General features: G+C 46.9%; 9 protein-coding genes. All 9 read left to right on the top strand.

From position 1 onward, the window contains the following. Window positions 1-5: 5 nt before the first annotated feature. Window positions 6-1,937: a 3D-(3,5/4)-trihydroxycyclohexane-1,2-dione acylhydrolase (decyclizing) gene (gene iolD / locus GPK81_RS04795; protein WP_021976608.1), complete on the top strand. Its 1,932-nt coding sequence runs from the start codon at window positions 6-8 to the stop codon at window positions 1,935-1,937. Window positions 1,938-1,953: 16 nt separating this feature from the next. Continuing rightward, entirely contained in the window at window positions 1,954-2,739 is a 786-nt protein-coding gene (locus GPK81_RS04790; RefSeq protein WP_021976607.1) for a 5-deoxy-glucuronate isomerase, read from the top strand. A 139-nt stretch (window positions 2,740-2,878) separates the two neighbouring features. Then, window positions 2,879-4,030, top strand: a complete 1,152-nt coding sequence (locus GPK81_RS04785; RefSeq protein ID WP_021976606.1) for an iron-containing alcohol dehydrogenase — start codon at window positions 2,879-2,881, stop codon at window positions 4,028-4,030. A gap of 124 nt (window positions 4,031-4,154) precedes the next feature. Next, complete coding sequence (locus tag GPK81_RS04780; RefSeq protein WP_021976605.1) at window positions 4,155-5,102, top strand: substrate-binding domain-containing protein; 948 nt, start codon at window positions 4,155-4,157, stop codon at window positions 5,100-5,102. A 249-nt stretch (window positions 5,103-5,351) separates the two neighbouring features. Next, window positions 5,352-6,722, top strand: a complete 1,371-nt coding sequence (locus tag GPK81_RS04775; protein ID WP_021976604.1) for an MFS transporter — start codon at window positions 5,352-5,354, stop codon at window positions 6,720-6,722. Window positions 6,723-6,856: 134 nt separating this feature from the next. Continuing rightward, window positions 6,857-8,596, top strand: coding sequence for a cache domain-containing sensor histidine kinase (locus GPK81_RS04770; protein ID WP_215706625.1), 1,740 nt, complete (start codon window positions 6,857-6,859; stop codon window positions 8,594-8,596). After that, complete coding sequence (locus GPK81_RS04765; RefSeq protein ID WP_021976602.1) at window positions 8,596-10,182, top strand: response regulator; 1,587 nt, start codon at window positions 8,596-8,598, stop codon at window positions 10,180-10,182. Before GPK81_RS04770 ends, GPK81_RS04765 begins: the two co-directional genes overlap by 1 nt. 27 nt (window positions 10,183-10,209) lie before the next feature. Beyond that, entirely contained in the window at window positions 10,210-11,253 is a 1,044-nt protein-coding gene (locus tag GPK81_RS04760; protein WP_021976601.1) for a LacI family DNA-binding transcriptional regulator, read from the top strand. A 1,052-nt stretch (window positions 11,254-12,305) separates the two neighbouring features. Next, the gene (gene iolG / locus GPK81_RS04755; RefSeq protein WP_021977196.1) at window positions 12,306-13,319 is read left to right on the top strand and encodes an inositol 2-dehydrogenase; all 1,014 of its coding nucleotides are present in this window, start codon (window positions 12,306-12,308) and stop codon (window positions 13,317-13,319) included. Window positions 13,320-13,327: the final 8 nt, after the last annotated feature.

Genomic DNA, 13,327 nt, shown 5'->3' with positions numbered 1-13,327 from the left:
AAAAAATGGCAAAGACAGTAAGAATGACAACTGCACAAGCAATTGTAAAATTCCTGGATAATCAGTACGTTTCCATGGACGGAGTGGAGACAAAATTTGTAGAAGGCTTTTTCACGATCTTCGGACACGGTATTGCCGTAGGACTTGGTGAGGCACTGGATACCAACCCGGGCCAGTTAAAGGTTCTTCAGGGAAGAAACGAGCAGGGCATGTGCCACGTTGCAACCGCTTTTGCAAAACAGAGCAACCGTAAGAAAATTATCGCATGCGCTTCTTCCATCGGACCTGGAGCCGCAAACATGGTAACCGCATGTGCGACAGCTACAGTAAACAACATTCCGCTTCTTGTATTCCCGGCAGATACTTTTGCATCCCGTCAGCCTGACCCGGTTCTTCAGCAGCTGGAGCAGAGCAGCAGTCTTGCCATCAGTACAAACGATGCATTCAAACCAGTCTGCAAATACTGGGATAGGATCACAAGACCGGAGATGGTTATGACAGCTCTTATCAACGCAATGAGAGTTCTTACAGATCCGGCTGAGACAGGTGCATGCTGTATCGCACTCTGCCAGGATGTTGAGGGCGAGTCCTTTGACTTCCCGGAGTACTTCTTCAAGAAAAGAGTACACAGAATCACAAGACCGGTTGCAGTAGACGAAGAGCTTGAGGATGTGGCAGAAATCATCGCAGGAGCCAAGAAACCACTGGTTATTGTTGGTGGTGGTGTCCGTTATTCAGAAGCAGGAGAAACCGTTGAGAAATTCTGTGAGGAGTTCAAGATCCCCTTTGGTGAGACACAGGCCGGAAAGAGCGCCTGCCAGTCCAGCAATCCATACTGCCTTGGCGGTATCGGTGTAACAGGAACCTATGCTTCCAACATCATCGGTAAAGACGCCGACGTGGTAATCTCCATCGGTTCCAGAATGTCTGACTTTACAACAAGTTCCAAGCATCTGTTCCAGAACGAGGATGTTCAGTTCGTAAGCATCAACAACTGCAGATTCCACGCATACAAGATGGATGCGGTAAAAGCAGTGGGCGATGCAAAAGTTACCGTAGAAGCACTTGCAGAGAAACTTCGTGCAAGAGAATATAAATCCACATACACAGATGAGATCGAGAAAGCAAAAGCTGCATGGGATAAAGAGATGGAGCGTCTGGGAAGCATCGAGTACACAGGAGATGACTTTGAGCCGTTGATCAAGGCAAGAGATCCACGTACCATTCCGGAGTATGTAAAACTTACAAACGGAAAGATCACACAGACAGCAGCACTTGCAGCAATCAACAGAACCATCGACAAAGATGCAACCATCATCACAGCAGGCGGCTCTCTTCCAAGCTGTATGCAGCGTATGTGGAGAACAGACAAACGTGGCGGATATCATGCAGAGTACGGATATTCCTGCATGGGATACGAAGTTGCCGCTACCCTTGGCGTAAAATTCGCAGAGCCGGACAACGAAGTATACTGCGTAGTTGGTGACTCCAGCTTCCAGATGCTCCACAGTGAGATCATGACCATCATGCAGGAGAGACAGAAAGTTAACATCATGGTATTTGATAACTGTGGATTTGGCTGCATCAATAACCTTGAGATGAACCACGGAATCGGAAGCCTTGCAACAGAGTTCCGTTACACTGACGGTAAGAAACCGACCGGAGACCTGATCCCTGTAGATTATGCAAAAGTCGGCGAAGGCTATGGCCTGAAGACTTATACCTGCCGCACCATCCAGGAGCTTGTTGACGCTCTGGAAGATGCCAAGAAACAGGATGTTGCATGCCTCTTTGATCTGAAAGTTATCCCGAAGACCATGACAGACGGATATGAGTCCTGGTGGGATGTAGGAATTGCAACAACATCTGAGAAAGAAAGCGTAAGAAAGGCCTGCGAGGGAGTTATGAAAGGCCGTGAAGAGGCAAGACTGTACTAATCTGGGAGGTAAGAAAATGAGTAAAGTATTTGGTTATCCGGAATATGACGAAAAAGGCGAAAAGATTCTTACAACATACGATAATGAGTACAAGGCCATGATGATGGACATCCGTGTTTACCGTATGAAAGCAGGAGAGACAAGAACATTTTTAAGAGAGGGTGAGGAGACAGCAGTTCTCCTTCTCTCCGGAAACATTACTTATAAATGGAACGGAAACGAGGCGACAGCAACAAGAAAAGATGTGTTCACAGAAGGACCATGGTGCGTTCACGGATGCACAGGAACAGAGATCACAGTTGTGGCAAATGCAGAGTCACAGATCCTTGTTCAGTGCACAAAGAATGAAAAAGATTTCGGTGCAAAACTTTATAAACCGGAAGATGCTCCGTGGGGATATTCCTGTGTGGGCAAATTCGGAAATGTTGCAAAGAGAAGGGTAAACACCATCTTCGATCATGACATTTCACCGGAGTCCAACATGGTACTTGGTGAGGTTCTCAACGACAGAGGAAACTGGTCCGGATATCTGCCACACAGACATCCACAGCCGGAGACATACTTCTTCAAATTCGATCATCCGGAAGGATTCGGAGCAAGCTTTGTAGGAGATCAGGTATTCAAGAGCACAGATGAGAGCTTTTCCGCAATTCCCGGAGGAGAGCTTCATCCGCAGGCAGTTGCACCTGGATATCAGATGTACACATGCTGGATGATCCGTCACATCGATGGAAATCCGTGGCTGCAGACAGACCGTTGCGAGGATGAGAGATATACCTGGCTTCATGATGCTGAATTCTAGGAATCTGGTAAAACGAATACTGACACGTAAATAACCGGCAGCAGAACGAGGAGAAACCGTTGCTGTCCCAAAAAACGGACAGCAGCGAATCTGCTGCTATTATGAAAGAAATTGTACTGACTGAAGGGAGATTTTGACAATGGCAAGAGAATTTATTGTACCTGGAGAAATTATTTCCGGTTCCGGAGCACTGGATATGGCGGAAAACGCACTGAAACTCCTTGGTAAAAAAGCTCTGATCGTAACCGATAAAGTAATGATCGACCTGGGAAACTGTGCAAAAGTTGAGAAGGCGCTGACAAATCAGGGCATTGCATACAGCATTTATTCTGACATCTGTGGTGAGCCGACAGATACCATGATTGAAAAAGGCTTACAGATCTATAAAGATGAGAACTGTGACTTCCTGGTAGCTTTGGGAGGCGGAAGCCCCATTGACTCCATGAAAGCTATCGGATCACTGGTAGTAAATGGCGGAAGCATTTCCGATTACATGGGAAAAGTGATCGATGTAAAGATGCCGCCAATGGCAGCAATCCCTACTACAGCAGGGACGGGATCTGAGGCAACACAGTTCACGATCATCACAGATACTAAAAAAGACATCAAGATGCTTCTTAAAGGCAAAGTTCTCATGCCGGATCTTGCCATTATCGACCCGCAGTTTACTATGACTGCACCTCCAAAGATCACAGCAGCAACAGGCCTTGATGCACTTTGTCACTGTGTGGAAGCTTATACATCCAGAAAAGCACAGACACTTTCTGATACTTTTGCAGTATCTGCAGTAAAGAGGATCTTTAAATATCTTCCAGTTGCATACAAAGACGGAAAGAACGAAGAAGCCCGTGTACAGATGTCTGTAGCTGCTCTTGAGGCAGGAATCGCATTCAACAATGCATCTGTTACCATTATCCACGGAATGAGCCGTCCGATCGGAGCACTGTTCCATGTAGCACACGGACTTTCCAATGCCATGCTTCTGAAAGAGTGCCTTACCTTTGCGCTTCCTGGAGCATATGACAGATTTGGTGCCCTTGGCCGCGATATCGGTGTTGCAGATGCCTCCGATTCCGATCAGGAAGCAGCTGAGAAATTCCTGAAAGCAGTAGAGGCACTTGTAAATGAACTGGATACTCCGACTCTGGAGCAGTTCGGAATCAACAAAGAAGAATTCTTCAATGTAATTGATAAAATGGCACATGACGCTATGGACAGCGGAAGCCCGCAGAATACCATGCGTGACGTAACCGAAGAAGAAGTGAAAGAAATCTACAGAAAACTCTGGTAAAATGCACATGTAAACCCGAAATGCCAGATAAGAAAAGACTCCGGACCGGAGAAAAAGGCTCCGGAGTCTTTTTTTCCGTAGTAAAAACAGCGGCAGCTGCAAAAGAAAGGGAGGCATATCCTTCGTGAGAAAAAAATATATCTGTATTCTGGCGGCAGTTTTAAGTTTTTGCAGCCTTTCCGGATGCGGGCCCTCAGCAAAGAAAACAGAAGAGGAAAAGGTAACCATCGGTGTTGTCACAAAATCCAAAAGCAGCGAATACTGGCTGTCCGTCTGTGACGGAATGGAAGATGCGGCGGAAAAATATCATGCGGATGTGGTGATCCTGTCTCCGGATTCTGAGACAGAGGAAAAAGTCCAGAAAAATATGATCAGGGATCTTCTGAAAACAGATATCCAGGCGCTGGCGGTTTCCCCAATTGATTCTTATGAATGCGAAGAGTATGTGCAGCAGGCGAAGGAAAAAGGTATTTCCGTGTACGCCTGCGATACCCCCATAGAAGATGCAGATGTACCTTATATCGGAATTGACAATGAAAAACTGGGTTATGAGCTTGGCGAGCAGCTTGCCAGGGCCCTGGATCATAAGGGAAAGATCGGTGTGATCGCCGGTGATTTTAATCAGGCAGGGCATCGGATGCGTGTTAACGGATTTGAAAAATATATGGAAAAAGAACCCGGGATCACCATTGAAATGGTGCGAAACGGTTACAGCAATATGCAGGTTTCTCAGAAAGATGTGGATGAGATCCTCAAGAAGTATCCGGATCTTGACGGGATCATGACCACCAGTGCTGTGACGGCCTTGGGACTTGCGGAGGCAACGGAAGGGAGGGAAATCTCTATTGTTTCTGTAGATGCTCAGGAAGATGCTCTGAAAGCAGTTCAGGATGGACGTATCGTGGCCCTGGGTGCCCAGTCCGGTTATCAGATTGGTTACGAAACCATCCGGTATATTGTGAACGATCTGGAAGGAAAGAGAACCGGAGAGGATGAGATCCTGGATTCCCAGGTGCTTACCACGGAAAATATTGATGCATACATAAAAGAAGATAAATATTCTTCTTCATAAAGTACACAGACATGAATCAGAGAGAATTTATCCAAAAATAAAACACAAAACATAAAAATAGGACAAAAACAGAATGCAGAGAAATCTGAACCAGAAAAACTTTGGCACAGATTTAACAGTCAGGCAAAAATAATACCGAAAAAACTAAAATTTCTCACACTTTGATAATCCCGTATTTTCGATAAAATAGAATCATCAAAAGGAAGTCGAAAGCAAAAACGAAAAGAAATGAAAGGGCGGGATAATAAGATGGAGAAGAAGAAAAAACTTTCGGTATCAACAGGGCTGTGTTATGCTGGAGGAGATGTAGGATGTAATATCGTGTTCGGAATGATCGGAACACTGCTGACGCTGTTTTACACAGATTATGTAGGGATCAGCGCAGCAACAGTAGGACTGGTAATGTTACTTTCCAGATGCTTTGACGGATTTTCCGATCTGGTCATGGGTGTTATTGTAGAGAGGACCAATTCCAAATGGGGAAAATCAAGACCCTGGCTTCTGTGGATGAGCATTCCGTTTGCGCTGTCAGCAGTGCTGCTTTTCACAGTGCCGCATACAACAGGGATGCTTCAGTTTCTGTATCTCTTTGTAACTTATAACTTCTGTACGACCATATGCTATACAGCGATCAATCTTCCATATGGAAGTCTTTCATCAATGATGATCCGTGAATCATCTGAGAGAGATAAACTCAGTGTTTTGAGAATGGGACTCTCTCCTATCGGAAAGATCGTTGCTGCAACCTGTACACTGCCGCTTGTAAAGCTTCTTGGAAATGATCAGGCTGCATGGATCAAGGTTATGAGCGTATGGGCAGTGCTTGCACTTGCACTTCTGCTTCTCTGCTTCTTCAAATGTGAGGAGAAGGTTCAAATCGAAGCAAGAAAGAAAGATGAGAAGCTTCCGGTTCCGACAATGCTGAAGGCACTTTTCACAAATCAGTATTTCTGGGCAGTAATGATTCTGTGGACAGTACAGAGTGTATCCTTTACGATCACAGGAACTATTCTTCCGTACTACTGCAAATATATCTTCAACAATGATACATGGATGTACAGTGCACTGTTCCTTACAGAAACACTGGTGCTGGTAGTGGGAATCTTCGTCTGCTCACCGTTGATCAAGAAATTCGGAAAAAGAAACATCGCATTTATCGGCGGATTTGTTGCACTTGGCGGACAGCTTCTGTTTTTCTTGAACCCATACAGCTTCGGCTTCATGGTAATGAGCTGTGTTACACGTGCGATCGGACTTGCACCGTTAAATGCAGTTGTATTCAGTATGGTTGGTGATGTAGTTGAGTTTGGACAGTGGAAAAACCACATCCGTCAGGAAAGCCTGATCTTTGCAGGCGGTTCCATCGGAACAAAAGTTGGTGCAGGTCTTGCATCAGCAATGATCACAGGACTGTTAAGCAGCTCCGGATATGTAAGCTCATCTGCAGGAATAACTGCACAGCCGGAAACAGCACTGGAGATGATCGTTTCTCTTTATAAATTCGGACCGATCCTCATTGCAGCAGTGATCATTGTAACGCTTTTCGGATATAAGCTTGACAAAATGTATCCGGCGATCATGCAGGAGCTTACCGAGCGCGAGGCACACGGACAGTTATGATCGACTTGTAAAACATATATTCAACCACAAACAGAAAACAGGCAGGGGTAAAACACTCCTGCTGTTTCCTGCGTTCATGAGCGTACAGCCGAAGCGGAAGAGAGATATCCGCTTTGCAGAAGGGAGGAGTTCTTGTGTTAAAAAGCATCCGGGCAAAAATCCTGCTGGCGATCCTGGCAGTTACCATGTTTACTGCTGGTTCCCTTACCGTGGTATTTTATCTCCGGGCGGCAGGGATGATCGAAGAAAACTATTCCGGGATCCTGTACGGACGGATGCAGCAGACAGTAAAAGATCTGGACGAATCCCTGAAAGAGATTTATTATGTGAATACGAGAACTGCCTGGGATGAAGAGATCCGGAACAATGCAGCGGATTACCTTCGTACCGGAAATGAAAACAGTCTGGAAAATATGGCAGGGCTTCTTCGGGAACACAGCCGGGAATATAAAGATATCAACTCGCTTTATTTTGTTTTTCCGGATAAAAAAATGGCGGTGACATCGGAAGAGTTTCCGGTAAACAAACAAGGGATTAAAGGAGAGCGGATCGAAGAGCTGGAAGAAGTACAGGGGAAGGATTCTTTTCCGGTCCTTGTGGAATCCCTGGTCCATGAAGGCAGCAGTTTTCTTTCGGTGATCCAGAAGGTGGAAGATGACAACGGAGAGACATTGGGATATGTTGCGGCGGACATCAAGGAACGTGCCATTTATTATGAATATCTGGAAGCTGTCAATGATGAGAAGATCACCAGGATTCTGCTTGTGGATGGAAATAATGAGATCGTGACTTCAGAAGATTACAGTGATCTTGGGAAAACATTTCCTGAGATTGCAGACCATGATGTTCCTAAAATGGAAGGATATACGGAAAAAAACGGTGTGATCTCTTTTTTCAGCAGAGGGAGTTTTTCGGACTGTGGGTTATATCTGGAAGTACCCAAAAAAGAAGTCTTAAGCGGGCTTTCCCAGATGAGGCTTTTCCTGATCGGAATCTTCGGGGCTGTTTTTGTGGTGGCTGTGCTTCTGGCACTGTGGCTTTCCAGAGTGGTATGCGGACCGCTCCGGTCCATGACCGGTACCATTGAGAAGGTAGGCGAGGGAGACTTAAGTCTTCGCACAGAAGTGACCACTGCCGATGAAATTGGAACTCTGGGAAAAGAATTCAATCATATGCTGGATTATATTGAAGACCTGATCGCCCAGGTGATCGAGGAGGAACAGCAGAAAAAAGATGCGGAACTGGAAGCACTGCAGTATCAGATCACACCGCATTTTATGTATAATACACTGAATTCCATCAAATTTGCCGCATTCTTAAAAGGAGAGAAAGAGCTGGCAGGCCTTATCGGAGATTTTGTGGAGCTTCTCCAGGCCAGCATTAATAAGAAGGGAAGCTTTCTTTCTGTTGCTGATGAGATCCATATTCTGAAAAACTATATCCATCTGCAGGATTTCCGTTATCAGGGGAGTTTTCAGGTGGAGTATGAGATTTCCGAGGAAGCATACCGGTGCTATATTCCAAGGCTGATCCTTCAGCCCCTTGTGGAGAACGCCCTTCTTCACGGGATTGACATCAAGCGGCAGACAGGAAAGATCTGGATCAGCGGAAAAGTAAAGGAAGGAGAACTGATCCTTATAGTAAAAGATAACGGAAGAGGAATGACAGAAGCACAGATCCGGGATCTTTTGGGAAGTCGTGAAAAAAAGACAAAGGGACTTTCCGCAGTGGGAGTTCCCAATGTAAAAGAACGACTGGAGCTTTATTATGGAGAAAAAGGTGGAATGAAATATGACAGCAGCAGTAATGGTACAATCGTTACTGTCTTTCTGCCAGCAATTTATGATATACCGGAAGAAGGGAGGAAAAGCTGATGTACAGAACACTGGTGGCAGATGATGATTTTCTGGTAAGGAGTTATCTGAAAACACTGGATTCCTGGGAAAAAGCTGGATACGAGATCGTGGATGATGCTGAGGACGGAGAGGAAGCCTACGGGTTTCTTCAGAAAGAAAAGATCGATGTTCTTGTGACGGATCTCACCATGCCTGTGATGGATGGCATTGAGCTGATCCGAAAGATCCGTGAGGAAAACAGGGATATCTATATTATCGTGCTCAGCTGTCATGATGATTTTGAATATGTAAAAGAGGCCATGCGCCTTGGCGCGGATGAATACGTGCTGAAAAACAGTCTGGATGAGGACAGTCTCTATGATACCCTGGAAAAATCAGCCCGGCTGATCGAAAACCGCAGGAAAAAAAGCCAGGAACAGGCGCAGGCAAGAAAACTGATCCATCTGGGAAGCCATGCCCTGAAATATTATTTTTTCAACGGCCTGATCTCCGGGATGCTGAAAAACCAGGCACGTGAGGAGAAACGTGTGGAAGCCGGGATCGCCGGGAAATATTTTAACAGTGCTGTGATCTGCATGTTTATGGAGAGATGGGCGGAGCGGGAACGGCAGTGGACTCCGCTGGAAGTGGAACAGTATTCCCATCATTTTCGCCACAGGCTTTTGGAACGGACGGAAGAGCTCCTTGGAACAGAAAGCGAATTTACAGAAGTGATTTATCTTGGTGCAGGGATTTTCTGTTGTTTTCTGGATCTTTCCAGGGACTGCAGGACTTCAGCCATGCAGCAGAGGCTGACAGAGGTTGCGGCTATTTGCTACCGGCACTGCCAGGAGGATTTTTGCGATTTCGGCATCAGTGTCAGCAGTGTCTGCATGGGAGAGGAAGGAATCCGTCAGGCTTACCAGCAGGCCAGAGAAATGATGAAACTGCATTTTTATGAGAAAAAAGAGATCCTTTATTTTGAAGGCCGGAAGAAAGAGGACAGTGTTCTGCCGGAAAGTGCCGACAGACTGGAGGGACAGATTTCTGCCCTGAAAGCAGAAAAAGACAGAAAAAAGGCGGAAGAACTCTGGGAGCAGGTTCTTACAGAATGCCAGAACCGTTATACAGACGGAAGGCTTCTTGTACAGTGGCTTAAGAAACTGAACCAGACAGCAGGTCTTGAAAAAGATCCAATCTGGTATGAAGAAATCGAAGATTTTGAAGAATTCCGGGAAAAGGGAAATTCCTGTATTTCGGAACTTTTTGCAGGAGGAGAGGATGTGGTTCCGGAGGGGATTTCTGCTGCTGTGAAAAAGGCGCTGGAGTTTATCCGGGAACATTATGAAGAGCAGATCAGCCTCCAGGATGCGGCAGATGCGGCGGAGGTGAATCCTGCCTATCTCAGTTATCTTTTCAAACAGGAGATGAAGATTGGTTTTTCCAATTATGTGCAGGAGCTTCGGATTGACTGTGCGAAGAAGCTTCTTTCCGGGACGAACTGCAGGGTGAAGGATGTGGCCCTGCGCTCCGGTTTCGGAGATTACCACTATTTTTCCAAGACATTTAAGAAGATCACAGGGATGAGCCCTGCGGAGTACCGGAAGGGTTCCGGCATATCATAGGGTATAGCAGAGAAGAGGAGCAAGAACATGGGTGTTACCATAAGACAGATTGCAGAGGCTGCTGGTGTTTCCAGAGGAACCGTTGACAGAGCATTGAATAACAGAGGGCGTATCAGGCCGGAAGTGGCAGAACGGGTCCGGCAGATCGCGGAGGAGATGGGGTATAAACCGAATCAGCTGGGCCGTGCCCTGTCCATGAGTAGAAATAATATCAAGATTGGCGTGATCCTTCAGGGTGCGGAGACTCCTTTTATGAAGGAAGTCATGAAGGGTGTTGAGGAGGCCAGGGCGGAAGTCGATAATCTGGGCGGCACGGTGCTGATCCATACCATTGAGCATCAAAGTGCAGAGGATGTTCTTTTTGCCATGGAAAAAATGCGGCAAGAAGAAGTCAGCGGTATTGCGATGGTTCCTCTTGAAGCCGAAGAGGTGAAAAAAGAGATCGACCGGTTTGTGGAAGAGTATCATATTCCAGTGGTGACTTTTACTTCCGATGTGGAGGATACGAAGCGGCTTTGTTTTGTGGGGCAGAATGGTGTGCAGTGTGGACGGGCGGCTGCGGGGCTTATGGGAGAACTTACCGGGGGAAAGGGGAAAGTTGCCATTATCTCTGGTTACAGGACCAATACTTCTCTTAGCAGTCGTGTGTCGGGGTTTCGGTCTGAGATGAGGAAAAAGTATCCGGGGATTGAGATCATTGGGCCGGAGTATTGTTTTGAGGAGAATGTGCGGGCCAGAGAGGTTGCGGAGAAGATTTTTAAAGAGGTTCCGGATCTTGCGGGGATTTATCTTACTTCTCATGGTGAGGAGGGGGTATGCCGGGCCATTGCCGAGGCTGGTAAGATGGGGCTGGTGAAGATGGTTGCCAATGATTTTATGGGGCGGAATTATGAATTGATGAGGAAAGGGTTTATTCATTTTCTGATCGGGCAGGATGCTAGGATTCAGGGGTATGAGCCGGTGATGATTTTGTTTAGACTGCTGTTTAATGGGGAGGAACCGGATAGGGAGAAGTTGTTTACGGAGATATATATAAGAAATGAGTATACGATTCCGGAGGGGAGACACTGAAATGGGGGTGTCTCCTTTTTTGTGCGGATGGACGGACCGGACGCCGTGGAAGGGGATGCTGTCTGGTCTGCGGCTTCGTCGGGGGCTGGCTTCTAGGGCGCCGGAATTCTGCTAAAACCGTTTTACAAAAGTCCGAACTCGCGGCCTGCTGCCGCTCAGACAGCGGACTTTTGTAAAACAACGCAGATTTCCGCCGCCCAAGAATCAGCTCCCCTCCTGCAGAAGCAGAGCCAGACAGCATCCCCTTCCACGGCTGGTGCATCCAGCGAGAAATAAGGTCGTTTGACGGATAGGTTGTGGGTCGTCAGCGCTTCGCTGGACGACTGCAAGGGCTGAGTTTGCGTTTGTCTGACGGGAGGGTGGCGGGCATCGGCGCTGCGCTGGATGCCTGGAGTTGGAGGGGCTGAGTTTGCGTTTGTCTGACGGGAGGGTGGCGGGCATCGGCGCTGCGCTGGATGCCTGGAGTTGGAGGGGCTGAGTTTGCGCTTGCGTGGCGGGAAGGTGGCGGGCATCGGCGCTGCGCTGGATGCCTGGAGTTGGAGAGGCTGAGTTTGCGCTTGCGTGGCGGGAAGGTGGTGTGGGTCGGCGCTGCGCTGGACGCTTGGAGTTGGAGAGGCTGAGTTTGCGCTTGCATGGCGGGAAGGTGGTGTGCGTTGGCGTTGCGCTGGACGCTTGGAGTTGGAGGGGCTGAGTTTACGCTTGCGTGACGGGAGGGTGGTGTGCGTCGGCGCTGTGCTGGACGCTTGGAGGTGTAGAAGCTGAGTTTGTCTGATGGGAGGGTGGCGCTTGGCTGGATAGCAGTGGTAGTGTGGCTTTGATATGGAGTAGTGTGGGGATGTGTTGGAATTGTTGTGGTGAAGTTGACCTAAAAATATTGCATATTGCAGCTAAAAATAGTTCTCGTCATTTTTAATAGAAAAAAGATGGTAATATTGTACAATATTAGGGGTTGCGATTTGTGGGTTACGATGATATTATATTAAGCATAAAGAGCGTGTTCGGACACGCAAGAGGATAACATTGGGAAAATAAATCAAAAGGAGATCAAAACTATGATTAAAGTTGGTATTATCGGAGCAGGTAGAATTGGTAGAGTTCATATCACCAGTATCACAACAAGGGTGCCGGATGCAGTGATCAAGACTGTTGCTGATCCGTTCTTAAATGATGAGACTGCTGCATGGGCTAAGAGCATGGGTGTTGAGCATACGACTAAGGATTATAAGGAGATCATCAACGATCCTGAGATTGCCGCAGTTCTGATCTGTTCTTCTACAGATACTCATTCTCCGATTTCTGTTGAGGCTATCAAGGCTGGCAAGCATGTTTTCTGTGAGAAACCGATCGATCATGATATTGCCAAGATCAAAGAGGTTATCAATGCTCTTGAGGGCACGAATCTGAAATATCAGGTTGGTTTTAACAGAAGATTTGACCACAACTTTGAGTCTCTTCAGCAGGCTGTTGCAGCTGGTAAGGTTGGTAAACCGGAGATCATCAAGATTACTTCCCGCGATCCTGAGCCGCCTAGCATTGATTATGTTAAGGTTTCCGGTGGTATGTTCCTGGATATGACCATTCATGATTTTGATATGGCTCGTTTCCTTGCAGGCTGTGATGCTACTGAGGTTTATGTTCAGAGTGCGAACCTGGTTGATCCGGCTATCGGTGAGGCAGGAGATGTTGATACAGCTGTTATCACTCTTCAGATGGAGAACGGAGCCATCGCTGTTATCGATAACTGCAGAAGAGCTTCCTATGGATATGATCAGAGAGCAGAGGTATTCGGCTCTGAGGGTATGGCAGCTATTTCCAATGACAGCCAGTCTTCCACAGTGATCAGCAATGCTGAAGGTGTTACCGGTGAGAAACCGATGTTCTTCTTCCTTGAGAGATACATGGATGCTTACGGTAAAGAGGTTGCAGCATTTATCGATGCCATCGTTAATGACAAAGAGACACCTCTTAATGTTTATGATGGTCTGAAACCGGTATTAATGGGTCTTGCAGCTAAGAAATCCAGCGAGGAGCACAGACCGGTTAAGATTTCTGAGATTATGGAATAATTCAAATA

Origin of the sequence: Blautia sp. MCC283, from assembly GCF_018785565.1 — a bacterium.
GTDB lineage: Bacteria > Bacillota > Clostridia > Lachnospirales > Lachnospiraceae > Blautia_A.
Note: the sequence above shows the minus strand (reverse complement) of the source record. Positions and strands in the feature narration are given on the sequence as shown.